15 protein-coding genes and 2 pseudogenes are annotated in these 16135 nt (G+C 53.7%); 12 read left to right on the top strand and 5 right to left on the bottom strand.

From position 1 onward, the window contains the following. Positions 1-169: 169 nt before the first annotated feature. The 6 genes from WC7_RS03620 to ugpQ all read left to right on the top strand — a co-directional run bounded on the left by WC7_RS03620 (position 170) and on the right by ugpQ (position 5671). Positions 170-451, top strand: a complete 282-nt coding sequence (locus WC7_RS03620; protein WP_016154832.1) for a hypothetical protein — start codon at positions 170-172, stop codon at positions 449-451. 248 nt (positions 452-699) lie between these two features. Further along, positions 700-2016, top strand: a complete 1317-nt coding sequence (gene ugpB / locus WC7_RS03625) for a sn-glycerol-3-phosphate ABC transporter substrate-binding protein UgpB (protein ID WP_016154831.1) — start codon at positions 700-702, stop codon at positions 2014-2016. A 112-nt stretch (positions 2017-2128) separates the two neighbouring features. Continuing rightward, positions 2129-3016: a sn-glycerol-3-phosphate ABC transporter permease UgpA gene (gene ugpA / locus WC7_RS03630; RefSeq protein WP_016154830.1), complete on the top strand. Its 888-nt coding sequence runs from the start codon at positions 2129-2131 to the stop codon at positions 3014-3016. Then, positions 3013-3858, top strand: a complete 846-nt coding sequence (ugpE, locus tag WC7_RS03635) for a sn-glycerol-3-phosphate ABC transporter permease UgpE (protein ID WP_003023450.1) — start codon at positions 3013-3015, stop codon at positions 3856-3858. Before ugpA ends, ugpE begins: the two co-directional genes overlap by 4 nt. A gap of 2 nt (positions 3859-3860) precedes the next feature. Continuing rightward, the gene (locus tag WC7_RS03640) at positions 3861-4931 is read left to right on the top strand and encodes a sn-glycerol-3-phosphate import ATP-binding protein UgpC (protein ID WP_016154829.1); all 1071 of its coding nucleotides are present in this window, start codon (positions 3861-3863) and stop codon (positions 4929-4931) included. Next, the gene (gene ugpQ / locus WC7_RS03645) at positions 4928-5671 is read left to right on the top strand and encodes a glycerophosphodiester phosphodiesterase (protein ID WP_016154828.1); all 744 of its coding nucleotides are present in this window, start codon (positions 4928-4930) and stop codon (positions 5669-5671) included. Before WC7_RS03640 ends, ugpQ begins: the two co-directional genes overlap by 4 nt. On the opposite strand, the gene WC7_RS03650 is transcribed toward ugpQ, so the two are convergent. Then, complete coding sequence (locus WC7_RS03650; protein WP_016154827.1) at positions 5668-6108, bottom strand: DUF2756 family protein; 441 nt, start codon at positions 6106-6108, stop codon at positions 5668-5670. The genes ugpQ and WC7_RS03650 overlap by 4 nt on opposite strands. A gap of 118 nt (positions 6109-6226) precedes the next feature. Between WC7_RS03650 and ggt the strand changes: the two genes are divergently transcribed. Next, positions 6227-7972, top strand: coding sequence for a gamma-glutamyltransferase (gene ggt, locus WC7_RS03655; protein WP_016154826.1), 1746 nt, complete (start codon positions 6227-6229; stop codon positions 7970-7972). Between the two features lie 82 nt (positions 7973-8054). Here the strand turns inward: ggt and WC7_RS27210 are convergent. The 3 genes and pseudogenes from WC7_RS27210 to yhhY all read right to left on the bottom strand — a co-directional run. Next, positions 8055-8166, bottom strand: a pseudogene (locus tag WC7_RS27210) (hypothetical protein); the annotation flags it as partial. Then, positions 8161-9042, bottom strand: a pseudogene (locus tag WC7_RS27375) (hypothetical protein); the annotation flags it as partial. The pseudogenes WC7_RS27375 and WC7_RS27210, both read right to left, overlap by 6 nt. A 46-nt stretch (positions 9043-9088) precedes the next feature. Further along, on the bottom strand, positions 9089-9577 hold the full coding sequence (gene yhhY, locus WC7_RS03665) for an N-acetyltransferase (protein ID WP_016154824.1): 489 nt from the start codon (positions 9575-9577) through the stop codon (positions 9089-9091). 456 nt (positions 9578-10033) lie between these two features. Between yhhY and WC7_RS03670 the strand changes: the two genes are divergently transcribed. From WC7_RS03670 to gntU, 5 genes are all read left to right on the top strand, one after another. Continuing rightward, entirely contained in the window at positions 10034-11071 is a 1038-nt protein-coding gene (locus WC7_RS03670) for an oxidoreductase (protein ID WP_016154823.1), read from the top strand. Positions 11072-11194: 123 nt separating this feature from the next. After that, a complete protein-coding gene (gene yhhW, locus WC7_RS03675; protein WP_016154822.1) occupies positions 11195-11890 on the top strand; it encodes a quercetin 2,3-dioxygenase in 696 nt (231 codons plus the stop codon). Between the two features lie 223 nt (positions 11891-12113). Continuing rightward, positions 12114-13109 carry a gluconate operon transcriptional repressor GntR gene (gene gntR, locus WC7_RS03680; protein WP_016154821.1) on the top strand — a complete coding sequence of 332 codons (996 nt, stop codon included), beginning with the start codon at positions 12114-12116 and terminating at the stop codon, positions 13107-13109. A 141-nt stretch (positions 13110-13250) separates the two neighbouring features. Beyond that, positions 13251-13781, top strand: coding sequence for a gluconokinase (gene gntK, locus WC7_RS03685; protein ID WP_003023475.1), 531 nt, complete (start codon positions 13251-13253; stop codon positions 13779-13781). Beyond that, entirely contained in the window at positions 13781-15121 is a 1341-nt protein-coding gene (gene gntU, locus WC7_RS03690) for a gluconate transporter (RefSeq protein ID WP_016154820.1), read from the top strand. Before gntK ends, gntU begins: the two co-directional genes overlap by 1 nt. A 94-nt stretch (positions 15122-15215) precedes the next feature. Here the strand turns inward: gntU and WC7_RS03695 are convergent, their stop codons facing one another. Next, entirely contained in the window at positions 15216-15662 is a 447-nt protein-coding gene (locus WC7_RS03695; RefSeq protein ID WP_016154819.1) for a hypothetical protein, read from the bottom strand. Positions 15663-16135: the final 473 nt, after the last annotated feature.

Below are 16135 nucleotides of genomic sequence, written 5' to 3'. Positions count from 1 at the left end.
ATGAAAGGATCAGCCTCAAAACAGGTATGAGCCCGGTGGAATACCGGGCATCAAGAGAAATGTAAAAAGTGTCCAGGTTATGGGGTTCAGTACAGATATGGCCCCTTTTTATTGCTCTATGTTATTATTGAGAATAGTTATCAATAATAAAAGTGAACATGGAGAAAGGATGATACGTTCCGGTATCTGCATGATGATTGGCGGTTTGTTTTGGACGCTTTCATCAAATACCCTGGCCTTAACACCGCCAGCGTTCGACCCGCGCGACCCTTCAATCTGGGAAGAGAAACCGGACAACTCGTTAGCCCAGTCCAGCTCGCCCTGTGAAGTGTTCACCTCCTCTGTCTGCCCGAGCTGGGAAGATGAGAAATCGGATATTCAGCGCGAACGTGAGCGGCGGGAACAGCAGCGTTTACAGAATGAATATGAACGACGCTGGCGTAAAGATTAATGTTCCTTGCTGGCTGCAACAGATAACGTCATCCTGGCCGGGTAAGACATAGCGTTACCCGGCTTTGTTGTGCACCACCCCGCATTTTCCTGTCACTACGCTTTCACCGCCTTGCCATCTGTTTGTCGCCTTACTATCTTTTTTTTGTAATAAAAAAGTTATTTTTCTGTCATTCGAGCATGTCATGTTACCCCCGCGAGCATAAAACGCGTGATATCGCGCATCCGGCACAACAAGAGAGATAACCGATGATATCGTTACGACATACAGCTTTAGGACTGGCACTTAGCCTGGCGTTTGCAGGTCAGGCTCTGGCCGTCACCACTATCCCGTTCTGGCACTCAATGGAAGGTGAACTGGGTAAAGAAGTTGATTCACTGGCGCAACGTTTTAATGCCGCCAATCCCGACTACAAAATTGTTCCGCAGTACAAAGGCAACTACGAGCAGAGCCTGAGCGCAGGTATTGCGGCTTTCCGTACCGGAAACGCACCTGCGTTACTGCAGGTTTATGAAGTGGGCACGGCAACGATGATGGCCTCGAAAGCCATTAAACCGGTCTATGAAGTATTCAAAGAGGCTGGTATTAACTTCGATGAGTCTCAGTTCGTGCCGACGGTTTCCGGTTATTACACCGACTCTAAAAGCGGACACTTACTCTCCCAGCCGTTTAACAGCTCCACGCCGGTGCTGTACTACAACAAAGATGCCTTCAAAAAAGCCGGTTTAGATCCTGAGCAGCCGCCAAAAACCTGGCAGGATCTGGCGGAATACACCGCGAAGCTGAAAGCAGCAGGCATGAAGTGCGGTTACGCCAGCGGCTGGCAGGGATGGATTCAGATTGAAAACTTCAGCGCCTGGAATGGTCTGCCGGTGGCCACCAAAAACAACGGCTTTGACGGTACTGACGCGGTGCTGGAATTCAATAAACCGGAACAGGTGAAACATATCGCCCTGCTGGAAGAGTTGAACAAAAAAGGGGATTTCAGCTACTTCGGGCGTAAAGACGAGTCTACCGAGAAGTTCTATAACGGGGATTGTGCCATTACCACCGCCTCTTCCGGTTCTCTGGCTGACATCCGCCACTACGCCAAATTCAACTATGGCGTCGGCATGATGCCGTACGATGCTGATGTGAAGGGCGCGCCGCAGAACGCGATTATCGGGGGAGCCAGCCTGTGGGTGATGCAGGGTAAAGACAAAGCAACCTACGAAGGCGTGGCGCAGTTCCTCAACTTCCTGGCGAAGCCTGAAATTGCTGCCGAATGGCACCAGAAGACCGGCTACCTGCCCATTACCACCGCCGCGTACGACTTGACCCGCGAGCAGGGCTTCTATGATAAGAACCCTGGGGCTGATATCGCCACCCGCCAGATGCTGAACAAGCCACCGTTGCCGTTCACCAAAGGGCTGCGTCTGGGCAACATGCCGCAGATCCGCACCATCGTAGATGAAGAACTGGAAAGCGTCTGGACCGGGAAGAAAACCCCGCAGCAGGCGCTGGATGCTGCCGTTGAGCGTGGCAATCAGTTACTGCGCCGCTTTGAGCAATCGACTAAATCGTAATGTGAAATGCCGGGTGGCGGCTGCGACTTACCCGGCCTACAAATGCGTGTAGTTTGTAGGCCGGATACGGTGTGTGCACCGCAATCTGGCACCTTCCAGGAAAAGAACCTACATGTCTTCATCCCGTCCGGTGTTCCGCTCGCGCTGGCTTCCCTATTTGCTGGTAGCCCCGCAGCTGGTTATCACCGTTATTTTCTTTATCTGGCCCGCCGGTGAAGCGCTGTGGTACTCACTACAATCCGTTGATCCGTTTGGTCTTTCTAGCCAGTTTGTCGGACTGGAAAACTTTATCGCGCTGTTTCATGACCCGTACTACCTTGATTCATTCTGGACCACCATTAAGTTCAGTACGTTAGTCACGGTAAGCGGTTTGCTGGTGTCGTTATTTTTTGCGGCGCTGGTGAATTACGTGGTGCGCGGCAGCCGTTTTTACCAGACGCTGATGCTGTTGCCTTACGCCGTCGCGCCCGCCGTCGCCGCCGTATTGTGGATCTTCCTGTTTAACCCAGGACGCGGGCTGATTACCCATTTTCTCGGTGAGTTTGGCTATGACTGGAACCATGCGCAAAACAGCGGTCAGGCGATGTTTCTGGTGGTGTTTGCGTCGGTCTGGAAGCAGATTAGTTACAACTTCCTGTTCTTCTTTGCCGCACTACAGTCTATTCCGCGGTCGCTGATTGAAGCCGCCGCGATTGATGGTGCGGGACCGGTTCGCCGCTTCTTTAAGCTGGCGCTGCCGCTGATTGCACCGGTCAGCTTCTTTCTGCTGGTGGTGAATCTGGTTTATGCCTTCTTTGATACCTTCCCGGTGATCGATGCCGCCACGGCGGGTGGGCCGGTACAGGCGACCACTACGTTGATTTATAAGATCTATCGCGAAGGCTTTGTCGGGCTGGATCTCTCCGCCTCGGCCGCCCAATCGGTAGTGCTGATGTTCCTGGTCATTATTTTGACGGTGGTGCAGTTCCGCTATGTGGAAAGTAAGGTGCGTTACCAATGATTGAGAATCGTCGTGGGCTGACAATATTCAGCCATGCCATGTTGATTATGGGGATCATGGTGATCCTGTTTCCGCTGTACGTCGCGTTTGTCGCGGCGACGCTGGATAACAAAGCTGTCTTTGAAACGCCGATGACGCTGGTTCCCGGCACACAGCTGCTGGAAAACATGAAATACATCTGGGTCAACGGCGTGGGCGTCAACAGCGCGCCGTTCTGGCTGATGATGCTCAACAGTTTCATCATGGCGTTCAGTATTACAGTAGGGAAAATCACCGTCTCTATGCTCTCCGCATTCGCCATCGTCTGGTTCCGCTTTCCACTGCGTAACCTGTTCTTCTGGATGATTTTTATCACGCTGATGCTGCCGGTCGAGGTGCGTATTTTCCCGACGGTGGAAGTGATCGCCAACCTGAAAATGCTCGACAGCTATGCGGGTCTGACGCTGCCGTTAATGGCATCGGCGACTGCGACGTTCCTGTTCCGGCAGTTTTTTATGACCCTGCCGGATGAGCTGGTTGAGGCGGCGCGTATTGACGGCGCGTCACCGATGCGTTTTTTCCGCGATATTGTACTACCGCTGTCAAAAACCAATCTGGCGGCGCTGTTTGTGATCACCTTTATCTACGGCTGGAACCAGTATCTGTGGCCGTTGTTAATTATTACCGATGTCAATTTGGGCACTGCGGTGGCAGGTATCAAAGGCATGATTGCTACTGGTGAAGGCACCACGCAGTGGAATCAGGTAATGGCAGCCATGCTGCTGACGCTCATCCCTCCGGTAATCATCGTGTTAGCCATGCAGCGTGCCTTCGTACGTGGCCTGGTCGATAGTGAGAAATAAAAATGGCTGGTTTAAAACTACAGGCAGTAACCAAAAGCTGGGACGGCAAAACCCAGGTGATTAAACCGCTGACACTGGATGTCGCGGACGGAGAATTTATCGTGATGGTTGGCCCATCCGGCTGCGGTAAGTCAACGCTGCTACGGATGGTGGCCGGGCTTGAACGGGTGAGCGGCGGCGATATCTGGATTGATAATAAACGCGTCACCGAAATGGAGCCTAAGGATCGCGGCATTGCGATGGTCTTTCAGAACTACGCGCTCTACCCACATATGAGCGTGGAAGAAAATATGGCCTGGGGGCTGAAAATCCGCGGGATGGGCAAGGAGCATATTGCCGAACGGGTGAAAGAGGCGGCGCGAATTCTCGAGCTGGGTGAACTGCTCAAGCGTCGTCCGCGCGAGCTTTCTGGCGGTCAGCGCCAGCGTGTGGCGATGGGGCGGGCGATTGTCCGTGACCCAGCGGTATTCCTGTTTGATGAGCCTCTGTCTAACCTCGATGCCAAGCTGCGCGTACAGATGCGTCTGGAGTTACAACATCTGCATCGCCGACTGAAAACCACCTCACTGTATGTGACGCACGATCAGGTTGAAGCGATGACCCTCGCCCAGCGGGTGATGGTGATGAACAAAGGCATTGCCGAGCAGATCGGCACGCCGGTTGAAGTATATGAAAAGCCTGCCAGCCGCTTTGTGGCGAGTTTTATCGGCAGCCCGGCGATGAATCTGCTGGATGGGCGCATCAGCGCCTCGGGCACCCATTTTGAGCTGGATGACGGCATGACGTTGCCCCTCGGCAGAAGCGCGAGGGAGTCTGGTGGGCGCAACATGACGTTGGGTATCCGCCCGGAGCATATTGCGCTAAGCTCGCAGGCCGAAGGCGGCGTGCCGTTGGTCGTCGACACGCTGGAAATGCTGGGAGCGGATAACCTGGCACACGGACGTTGGGGTGAGCAAAAGCTGGTGGTGCGACTGGCGCATCAGCATCGCCCGACGGCAGGCAGCACGCTGTGGCTGCATCTGCCAGAAAATCATCTGCATCTTTTTGATGGCGAAACAGGACAACGCGTATGAGTAACTGGCCTTACCCCCATATCGTCGCCCATCGCGGCGGCGGTAAGCTGGCACCGGAAAACACCCTGGCGGCGATCGACATGGGGGCGCGATACGGGCATATCATGATTGAGTTTGACGCTAAATTGTCGAAAGACGGTGAGATCTTCTTGCTGCATGACGACAACCTGGAACGTACCAGCAATGGTTGGGGCGTGGCAGGCGAGCTGAACTGGCAGGATTTATTGCGCGTGGACGCCGGCGGCTGGTTTAGCGGTGAGTTTAAAGGCGAACCGCTACCGCTGCTCTCGCAAGTGGCCGAGCGCTGCCGTCAGCACAGTATGATGGCGAATATTGAAATTAAACCCACCACCGGCACCGGAACGTTAACCGGCACAGCCGTAGCGCTGGCCGCTCGGGAACTGTGGGCGGGAATGACACCACCGCTGTTGTCATCCTTTGAAATTGACGCGCTTGAAGCGGCGCAGCAGGCGGCGCCTGAACTGCCGAGAGGCTTACTGCTTGATGAGTGGCGCGAGGACTGGCGTGAACTGACAACGCGGCTGGGTTGCGTCTCTATTCATCTTAATCACAAGCTGCTGGATGAAGCGCGCGTGGATGCGCTGCGCGACGCAGGGCTGCGTATTCTGGTGTATACCGTCAACCGACCCCAGCGCGCGGCGGAACTGCTGCGCTGGGGAGTGGACTGCATCTGTACCGATGCCATTGATACGATTGGTCCGGATTTCCAGCCCTGTTAAGGCCCAATTGTTTTTAACGGAACGTTAGGCTGCGGCGTGCTGGAGGGCTTCAGCATGTCGCCGTTCTTTTTCTCCGACAGCATATGTTGCTTATTCAGCGAGCTGTCCGGGTTACGGGGTCCACTTAACATCCCACCGTTGCTGTTGGGCAGCATTTGCTGCTGGCTGGAATTAAACTCGCCAGGCTGAGACTGAAGGACGCGCTGGGAGTTGGAATTGATTTGGTTTTCCATATGCTGTTGTTGCATACGCGTCTGCGTTTGCAACTGCTGATTGAGCATCCCTTTCTGCTGAATCTGCTGCGATTGCATTTGGGTTTGCATACGCTGCTGGCTCGGGATCTGATAACCGGGTTGATTCGGGTTATTCATGGTGTTGATGGGCTGTGCAAAGCCTGCAAACGGCAACAGCATGGCTAAAAGTAAGAGTCGTTTCATCGCTTTTCTCCTCTCGGGGATCTCTTAAGTTTACTCCTTTCTCGCCGTTACGATGATTATTTCAGAGTTATGCACCAGGCTTAGTGGGGGCTGACCCCCATACATCTGGAGAATAACGATGATAAAACCGACGTTTTTACGCCGGGTAGCCATTGCTGCTCTGCTCTCAGGAAGTTGTTTTAGCGTTGCGGCCGCTCCGGCTGCGCCGCCGCCGGTATCATACGGTGTTGAGGAGGATGTGTTCCATCCCGTGCGTGCGCAGCAGGGGATGGTGGCCTCCGTGGATGCGCTTGCCACTCAGGTGGGGGTGGATATTCTTAAACAGGGTGGGAATGCCGTCGATGCCGCCGTGGCCGTTGGCTACGCGCTGGCGGTGACGCATCCCCAGGCGGGCAATCTGGGCGGTGGCGGTTTTATGCTGCTGCGTACCAAAGACGGTAACACCACGGCGATTGATTTTCGCGAAATGGCCCCTGCTGGCGCGACCCGTGACATGTTCCTTGATGAGCAGGGCAACGCCGATGCGAAAAAGTCGCTGACGTCGCATCTGGCATCCGGTACGCCGGGTACCGTCGCGGGTTTCTCGCTGGCGCTGGAGAAATACGGCACGATGCCGCTGAACAAAGTGGTACGTCCGGCGATGAAGCTGGCGGAAGAGGGTTTTGTGGTTAATGACGCACTGGCCGACGATCTGAAAACCTATGGCAGTGAAGTGCTCCCTAATCACGAGAACAGCAAAGCCATTTTCTGGAAAGACGGCGAGCCACTGAAAAAAGGCGATAAGCTGGTGCAAAAGAACCTGGCGAAAAGCCTGGAAATGATTGCCGAAAGCGGCCCGGATGCGTTTTATAAAGGGGCTATTGCCGATCAGATCGCCGGGGAAATGCAGAAGAACGGCGGGCTGATGACCAAAGAGGACTTAGCCAGCTATAAAGCCGTGGAGCGTACGCCGATTAGCGGTGACTATCGCGGGTATCAGGTCTTCTCCATGCCGCCGCCGTCCTCTGGCGGTATTCACATCGTGCAGATCCTCAATATTCTTGAAAACTTTGATATGAAGAAGTACGGGTTTGGCAGCGCCGACGCCATGCAGGTCATGGCTGAAGCGGAGAAATATGCCTACGCTGACCGCTCGGAGTATCTGGGCGATCCCGATTTTGTGAAAGTGCCATGGCAGGCTCTGACCAACAAAGCCTATGCTAAAACGCTTGCCGATCAGATTGATATCAACAAGGCTAAGCCTTCCAGCGAGATTAAACCTGGCAAGCTCGCCCCGTATGAAAGCAATCAGACCACTCACTTCTCGGTGGTGGATAAAGACGGCAATGCCGTGGCGGTGACCTATACCCTGAATACCACTTTCGGGACCGGTATTGTGGCGGGTAACACTGGCATTCTGCTCAATAATGAAATGGACGACTTCTCTGCCAAGCCGGGCGTACCGAACGTATACGGTCTGGTAGGCGGCGATGCCAACGCGGTCGGACCGAAGAAGCGTCCGCTGTCATCTATGTCGCCGACTATCGTGGTAAAAGATGGGAAAACCTGGCTGGTTACCGGCAGCCCAGGCGGGAGTCGAATTATCACTACTGTGCTGCAAATGGTGGTCAACAGCATTGATTTCGGGATGAACGTCGCCGAAGCGACCAACGCACCACGCTTCCATCATCAGTGGTTGCCGGATGAGCTTCGTATTGAGAAGGGCTTCAGCCCGGATACAATCAAACTGCTGGAGCAAAAAGGACAGAAAGTGGCGCAGAAAGAAGCGATGGGCAGCACGCAGAGCATTATGGTTGGACCGGATGGCGCACTGTATGGCGCGTCCGACCCGCGTTCCGTGGATGATTTAACGGCGGGTTACTGAGGATAATGGCCCTCTTCGCTGGAAGAGGGCCGGTTTGGAAGGCCCAATGGCAGTTATTATAATTCATTGTCTCCAGGTAACCTTAGCTTCGTGTTGTTTTGCTCTTTTCGTAGTCTTGTAAATATTTCTCCAGCGGCCAGGCAGTGCCTAAACCAACGATTTCACCGCTATCTTTTATCGATGATGAATGGCGCATATCGCTGCAGCGATTCAGACCAGCGGAATATTTGGCTGCTTTTATCCTGCAGGTTTACTCGCTCTAAATCATAAAACCCGTGCGTTTTTGCCGAACGCATTTTGAGGATATATTTACTTTCGCTGATGTCGTGCTGTCTTGTACCGTCTTTATTCCACTCTCCGGCGATGTCCGTATATTGATAAACAAGGTCGGAATACACGTTGATTATCCTGTTACCTTTGATCGCATAGAGCTCCAGCACTTCATAAAATGCGCCGCCGCCGGAATACGCCTCAGAGTATCCACCGCGCACCCCAAACGCCAGCGTATCGGGTGCGATCCGGTACGGTGCCAGATCCAGTTTTGTATAATAGGCCAGCGGTCTGACGGACTCATCATCGCTCTCTTTTTCGGCGGTTTTATTCCACTCAGAGAGTTGGTTTAATGGTTTTTCCGAGCGTGCAATCGGCGTTAGCTGTTGGTTCTGCCAGGAAAAAACGCCGAGATATAATTTATTGGCGTGCCCGTTGCTGTAGTTTTCCGGACAGTTGTTATCCGCGTATTTCTTTGCCTGCCCGGCGTCGGCCGGATTGTCGGCGAAACAGGCGACACCGATATATTTGCCGTCTTTGCCCCAGGCTTTGGCACCCGTGAGGATCAGGTTGTCAGGATCTTCATTCGGTGTAACCCAGGCAATCCACGCGTTCTCAGATAATCCCTGTGGAAGCTCGCCAAATCCTTTGGCAGGGGTTGCTCCCGCCATTTGCTCAGCAAAAATCTGTTTACCTTCCGGGTGTTGAATAGCGCTGGGCACGGAATCGAGATTTTGTACGGTAGTGGCGAAAGCAGGGGAGAGTGCTGCCAGCAACACCAGGGGAAGGTACTTTTTCACTCTTGCGTCCTTTCAATAAGAAGGGCGATAAGACTCGCCCTTAATTTTATTTCATACGCGCCATAAAGTAGGCATCAACGTATTCACCGTTGCGCAGGCCGTATTTCTTACCTGTGCCTTCGATTTCAAAGCCGTATTTCTTATACACCGCCACGGCCGGCTCATTATCAACAAATACCGTTAGCTCAATCCGCTCGACGCGCAGCCAGTTGTCGCACATGTCGATCATCGTGCGAATCAACGCGCTGGCAACGCCGCGATTGTGCCACCGTGCATCCACGCAGATACCAAAATCAGCCACGTGGCTGCGGCGCGGGCGTTGCGCGACCTCAATACAGAGATGCCCCACGACGATATCGTCAATGCAGGCAACCAGTTGTTTGACCCCGGCTTGCTCGGTTAGCCTCGCTTGCCACATCTCGAGGGAAGGATGAGGAACCTGTAGCGTGTTGTGGTACACCTCCGGCTGGGCGTGGATCTGACGAATTGCGTCGTAATCTTTCGGTTCAGCGTGGCGTATCACTATCTCACTCATTCCTTATCTCCAGCAGGGTTAATTGTGTATTTACACTCGCTGAGAAAGAAAATTCCGTCAACTGCATTTTTTTGCAAAAAGAAGTAGACAAGTGCGAATGAGAATGATTATTATTGCTCTGCGTTCAGGGGAACCCCTACGGAGAACCTGAAAGCACGACATTGCTCACATTGCTTCCAGTATTACTTTAGCCAGCTTTTGCTGGCTTTTTTTTTGAGGTTTTGTGTCTGCCTGGCTTACTTGCCATTTCGTCCCCGGGAAGTGCTCGTGCTCCTCACGTACATTTAGTACGCTCCGGGCCCTGCGCGCTTGCCGTGAACAAACTGCCTGCGACGCCGACGGCCGATCCTGTCGCCCTGTGGTGCAGTTCAAGCGCCATCCGGCAAAGAATCCAACATTCAGTCTCCAGCCGCTTTGCGCTATGGTGTAGACAATCACCTTCGAAAGGATCGTCTCATGACCTTACACTGCGCATTTATTGGTTTTGGTAAAAGCACCACTCGCTACCATTTGCCGTACGTCCTCAACCGCAAAGATAGCTGGCATGTCGCGCACATTTTTCGCCGCCACGCCAAGCCGGAAGAGCAGGTGCCACAATATTCACATATTCACTTCACCAGTGACCTTGACGAGATCTTAAACGATCCGCAGGTGAAGCTGGTGATCGTCTGTACCCATGCTGACAGCCATTTTGAATACGCCAAACGCGCGCTGGAAGCAGGTAAAAACGTGCTGGTTGAGAAACCCTTCACGCCGACGCTTGCGCAAGCAAAAGCACTGTTCGAACTGGCGCAAAGCAAAGGGCTGACCGTTACGCCATATCAGAACCGTCGTTTTGATTCCTGCTTCCTCACCGCTAAAAAAGCGATTGAGAGCGGCAAGCTCGGTGAAATTGTTGAGGTTGAAAGCCATTTCGATTACTACCGCCCCGTGGCGGAAACCAAGCCGGGACTGCCGCAGGACGGCGCATTCTATGGTCTGGGCGTACACACCATGGATCAGATTATCTCGCTGTTCGGTCGTCCCGATTGCGTGGCCTATGACATCCGCAGCCTGCGCAATAAAGCGAATCCGGACGATACCTTTGAAGCGCAGCTGTTCTACGGCTCTCTGAAAGCCATTGTTAAAACCAGTCACTTGGTGAAAATCGACTATCCGAAGTTTATCGTTCACGGTACCAAAGGCTCGTTTGTGAAGTATGGCATCGACCAGCAGGAAACCAGCCTGAAGGCCAATATCATGCCAGGTGAGCCAGGTTTCGCTGCTGACGATTCCATTGGGATGCTGGAGTACGTCAATGATGACGGCCTGACGGTAAAAGAAGAGGTGCAGCCGGAAGTGGGGGACTATGGTCGCGTCTATGATGCGCTTTACCAGACGCTGACAGCCGGTACGCCTAATTACGTCAAGGAATCTGAAGTTCTTACCAACCTGGAACTCCTCGAACGCGCCTTTGAACAGGCTTCTCCGGCGACGATAACTCTCGCCAAATAGCCTGCGCAGACTCCTCTGGGCTTGTTCATTTTTTTTGAACAGAGGAGTCAATTTTCACCCTCTATGATCCCCGGCGGATTGAGTCCACACTTACTCCATCGAAAACATCTGGGGGTGAACACAATGATCTACTTACGCAAAGCTAATGACCGTGGCCACGCTAATCATGGCTGGCTCGATTCCTGGCATACCTTCTCTTTTGCCAACTACTATGACCCAAACTTTATGGGGTTCTCGGCACTGCGCGTGATTAACGATGACGTGATCGACGCAGGTCAGGGCTTTGGTACTCATCCCCATAAAGACATGGAAATCCTGACTTACGTGCTGGAAGGCGCGGTGGAACATCAGGACAGTATGGGGAACAAAGAGCAGGTTCCGGCCGGTGAGTTCCAGATAATGAGCGCCGGGACGGGGATCCGTCACTCGGAGTACAACCCGAGCAATACTGAGAAGCTGCATCTGTATCAGATTTGGATCATGCCGCAGGAAAACGGTATTACCCCGCGCTATGAGCAGCGCCGTTTTGATGCCGCTCAGGGTAAACAACTGGTGCTGTCGCCGGATGCCCGTGATGGCTCGCTGAAAGTGTACCAGGATATGGAGCTGTACCGCTGGGCGCTGATCAAAGATGAGCAGTCGGTGCATCAGATTGCCGCTGAACGCCGCGTCTGGATCCAGGTAGTAAAAGGTAACGTGACAATTAACGGAACCAAAGCGACCACCAGCGATGGTCTGGCAATCTGGGATGAGCAGGCCATTTCTATTCATGCCGACAGCGACAGCGAAGTGTTGTTGTTTGATCTGCCGCCAGTATAAAAATACACGGCATCCTTAAAGCTGCATCTGTGTTGGCTTTCCTCGCTCACCCCGGTCGCGTACTTAATGTACGCTCCCGGGGATTTACTGCGTCGCCGCCTTGATGCAACTCGAATGATTTTGTGTATTTCTCACAATAAAAAACTCCTTTTTTTCTCTGCGAAGGTTCACGCACGTCCGTGGTAAACTGGGGGAATCTATCCCTTTTTAACGCTTCAGGACGATGAAAAAGAAAAGACCCGTACTTCAGGATGTAGCCGACCGCGTGGGCGTGACCAAAATGACGGTCAGCCGCTTTTTGCGTAACCCGGAGCAGGTCTCCGTGGCGCTGCGGGGCAAAATTGCCGCTGCACTTGATGAGCTGGGTTATATTCCCAATCGCGCTCCTGATATCCTTTCTAACGCCACCAGCCGCGCTATCGGCGTGCTGTTACCGTCTCTCACCAACCAGGTTTTTGCTGAAGTGCTACGCGGCATTGAGGCTGTCACTGACGCTCATGGTTATCAAACCATGCTGGCGCACTACGGCTATAAGCCTGAGATGGAACAAGAGCGTCTGGAATCGATGCTGTCGTGGAATATTGATGGCCTGATCCTCACCGAACGTAGCCATACGCCCCGTACGCTGAAAATGATCGAGGTTGCCGGTATCCCGGTGGTTGAGCTGATGGACAGCCAGTCCCCGTGTCTTGATATTGCCGTGGGCTTCGACAACTTCGAAGCCGCGCGTCAGATGACTGCCGCTATCATCGCCCGCGGGCACCGTCATGTTGCCTATCTTGGCGCACGCCTTGATGAACGTACTATCATCAAACAGAGAGGCTACGAGCAGGCAATGCGCGATGCCGACCTGGTGCCGTACAGCGTGATGGTGGAGCAGTCTTCTTCCTACTCCTCCGGTATTGAACTTATCCGTCAGGCGCGGCGTGAATACCCGCAGCTCGATGGTGTCTTTTGTACCAACGATGACCTGGCGGTAGGGGCGGCCTTCGAATGCCAGCGTTTAGGGCTGAGAATCCCTGATGACATGGCGATTGCCGGATTCCACGGTCACGACATCGGGCAGGTGATGGAGCCGCGTCTGGCGAGCGTGCTCACGCCGCGTGAACGCATGGGCAGTATTGGCGCAGAACGTCTGCTGGCGCGCATCCGCGGTGAAGCCGTCACACCTAAAATGTTAGATTTAGGTTTCACCTTGTCACCGGGCGGATCTATTTAAGCCAACAAGTTTGAAGTAGCTCACACTTATACACTTCGAGCACGAATGGATATTGCTTCTCTATTTATCCGGCTGGACAATGTTACCGATAACAGTTACCCGTAACAATTTCCTGATTCTTGTACCAGTGGGGGCAACGCTTTGAGCACGACTAATCATGATCACCACGTTTACGTTCTGATGGGCGTATCGGGCAGCGGTAAATCAGCTGTCGCCAGCGAAGTGGCGCATCAACTACAGGCCGCGTTTCTTGATGGCGATTTTCTCCATCCGCGCAGCAACATCATGAAAATGGCTTCTGGTGAGCCACTCAACGATGACGACCGCAAACCGTGGTTACAGGCGTTGAATGACGCCGCCTTTGCGATGCAGCGTACCAACAAGGTTTCGCTGATCGTCTGTTCCGCCCTGAAAAAAGTCTATCGCGACCAGCTACGCGACGGTAACCCGAACCTCTCTTTCATCTATCTGAAAGGGGATTTTGACGTTATCGAAAGCCGCCTGAAAGCGCGTAAAGGCCACTTCTTCAAAACGCAGATGCTGGTGACCCAGTTTGAAGCGCTGGAAGAACCGGGTGCGAATGAAAACGATGTACTGGTGGTCGATATCGATCAACCACTGGACGGTGTGGTCGCCAGCACCATTGAGGTTATTAACCAGGGCAGTAAGTAGTGAGTACATTAACGCTTGTTTTAACAGCAGTAGGGTCCGTTTTATTACTGCTGTTTTTAGTGATGAAGGCGCGTATGCACGCCTTCGTTGCTTTGATGGTGGTATCCATTGGTGCAGGTCTCTTTTCCGGTATGCCGCTCGATAAAATCGCGGCGACCATGGAAAAAGGGATGGGAGGCACGCTCGGTTTCCTGGCGATTGTTGTGGCGCTGGGGGCGATGTTCGGCAAGATTTTGCATGAGACCGGAGCTGTCGATCAGATTGCCGTCAAAATGCTGAAATCCTTCGGTCACAGCCGCGCACATTATGCGATTGGCCTGGCCGGTCTGATTTGCGCGCTGCCGCTGTTCTTTGAGGTGGCGATTGTGCTGCTGATTAGCGTGGCATTCTCAATGGCGCGCCATACGGGGACAAACCTGGTTAAGCTTGTGATCCCGCTGTTTGCGGGGGTGGCGGCTGCTGCGGCATTCCTGCTGCCTGGGCCTGCGCCGATGCTGCTGGCCTCTCAGATGCACGCCGACTTTGGCTGGATGATCCTGATTGGCCTGTGTGCCGCGATTCCGGGCATGATTATCGCCGGGCCGCTGTGGGGGAATTTCATCAGCCGTTACGTCGAGCTGCACGTACCGGAAGATATTTCCGAGCCGCATCTGGGCGAAGGCAAAATGCCATCCTTTGGCTTCAGCTTATCGCTTATCCTGCTGCCGCTGGTGCTGGTGGGACTGAAAACTATCGCCGCACGCTTTGTTCCGGTCGGTTCTACAACCTATGAATGGTTCGAGTTTATCGGTCACCCGTTTACCGCGATTCTGGTTGCCTGTCTGGTGGCGATTTACGGTCTGGCGGTGCGCCAGGGCATGCCAAAAGACCGCGTGATGGAGATCTGTGGTCATGCGCTGCAGCCAGCGGGGATTATTCTGCTGGTGATTGGTGCGGGCGGTGTGTTCAAACAGGTTCTGGTTGATTCTGGCGTCGGTCCGGCGCTGGGCGAAGCGTTAACCGGTATGGGCCTGCCGATTGCCATCACCTGCTTCGTGCTGGCGGCGGCGGTGCGTATCATTCAGGGTTCCGCGACTGTGGCCTGCTTAACGGCGGTTGGTCTGGTGATGCCGGTGATTGAGCAACTGAACTACTCCGGTGCCCAGATGGCGGCACTGTCTATCTGTATCGCGGGCGGCTCTATCGTGGTCAGCCACGTTAACGACGCTGGTTTCTGGTTGTTCGGTAAATTTACCGGTGCGACCGAAGCGCAAACGCTGAAGACCTGGACGATGATGGAAACCATCCTCGGCACGGTCGGTGCGATTGTCGGTATGATTGCCTTTCAGCTGTTGAGCTGATGGCATTGCCCGGTGGCGCTTGCGCTTACCGGGCCTGGAAACGAGCACACATCCACACCGTAGGCCGGGTAAGCGCAAGCGCTACCCGGCTTTTTTATAGCACGACCAGCCCTTCTTCTGTTTTCAGCCAGCGCGGCGCTTTTAGCGTATCGGCGAAATAGCCCACCAGATCCTGCAGTAAGTCACCCGCCACTCGTTCCATCTCGTCAGACAGCGTTTTACTCATCAGCAGGTGCGTTAATAACTGACAGTAGCGCCCCATCTGGTCTGGTTCCGGCTCGAAAAGGGGAAAGCGGGTCGGGAATGTTTCTACCGTCATGCTCGCTTGCAGATGCTGCGGTACAGGCTCCGTTAAGGTCGGTTGCAATAACGCGAGACAGGCCGACAGACGTGCACAAATCGCCAGTTTTTTAACCGGGTCATGGCATTCAACCAGCCCTTCGACAAAACGCTCGCAGTTATCCGCCAGTTCGGTGAAATCCGTGGCATGGCTAAAGGGCAGGGTAAATAAAGAGTGTGAAAAGAGAGGGGTAGTCGCCATAGGGCAGCCTCCAATGAGTCAAATTTTACCGCCACCTAAGGGACCAACCTTTTGGTGGCGGGCTGAACGGAGTTGGTCCTACCGGCCTCATTGGATACCGGCGCGTCTTACGACGCCACCGTCCAGCCCACCATTGAGGTGTAGCTGGTCGCACGACAAAAGTGAATTTTATCGCGAATGAGGTAATCAGGGGACCAATCCTGGCACCTGATTTTGCAGGTGCAGCGAGAAGATAATGCCAATCCGCGATACTGACAAGAGGGCATTCCGGAAGGCACCTCGCAGAAATGAAAATACGTTTTTTCAGCGAGTTAAAAGCGTAAGGAATACCTGAAATTACAGCGGTGCCGGAGAGCCTGGATTGTTAAGGGGGCTGCGTGTACTGAACCCCGGATCCTGGACAAACAGTTCAGACTCCGGAGGTTCAAAATGAAACATCCTTTTTCTCTCAGACTGGCGGCTGTTCAGCACGT

The organism is Citrobacter sp. KTE151 (assembly GCF_000398845.1).
Taxonomy (GTDB): Bacteria; Pseudomonadota; Gammaproteobacteria; order Enterobacterales; family Enterobacteriaceae; genus Citrobacter; species Citrobacter braakii.
This window is presented reverse-complemented; position numbering and strand designations above follow the sequence as displayed.

Bases quoted from the DNA above. Each gene is read 5' to 3' on its own strand.
- WC7_RS03620 (WP_016154832.1), top strand. From the start codon at position 170: ATGATACGTTCCGGTATCTGCATGATGATTGGCGGTTTGTTTTGGACG.
- ugpB (WP_016154831.1), top strand. From the start codon at position 700: ATGATATCGTTACGACATACAGCTTTAGGACTGGCACTTAGCCTGGCG.
- ugpA (WP_016154830.1), top strand. From the start codon at position 2,129: ATGTCTTCATCCCGTCCGGTGTTCCGCTCGCGCTGGCTTCCCTATTTG.
- ugpE (WP_003023450.1), top strand. From the start codon at position 3,013: ATGATTGAGAATCGTCGTGGGCTGACAATATTCAGCCATGCCATGTTG.
- WC7_RS03640 (WP_016154829.1), top strand. From the start codon at position 3,861: ATGGCTGGTTTAAAACTACAGGCAGTAACCAAAAGCTGGGACGGCAAA.
- ugpQ (WP_016154828.1), top strand. From the start codon at position 4,928: ATGAGTAACTGGCCTTACCCCCATATCGTCGCCCATCGCGGCGGCGGT.
- WC7_RS03650 (WP_016154827.1), bottom strand. From the start codon at position 6,108: ATGAAACGACTCTTACTTTTAGCCATGCTGTTGCCGTTTGCAGGCTTT.
- ggt (WP_016154826.1), top strand. From the start codon at position 6,227: ATGATAAAACCGACGTTTTTACGCCGGGTAGCCATTGCTGCTCTGCTC.
- yhhY (WP_016154824.1), bottom strand. From the start codon at position 9,577: ATGAGTGAGATAGTGATACGCCACGCTGAACCGAAAGATTACGACGCA.
- WC7_RS03670 (WP_016154823.1), top strand. From the start codon at position 10,034: ATGACCTTACACTGCGCATTTATTGGTTTTGGTAAAAGCACCACTCGC.
- yhhW (WP_016154822.1), top strand. From the start codon at position 11,195: ATGATCTACTTACGCAAAGCTAATGACCGTGGCCACGCTAATCATGGC.
- gntR (WP_016154821.1), top strand. From the start codon at position 12,114: ATGAAAAAGAAAAGACCCGTACTTCAGGATGTAGCCGACCGCGTGGGC.
- WC7_RS03695 (WP_016154819.1), bottom strand. From the start codon at position 15,662: ATGGCGACTACCCCTCTCTTTTCACACTCTTTATTTACCCTGCCCTTT.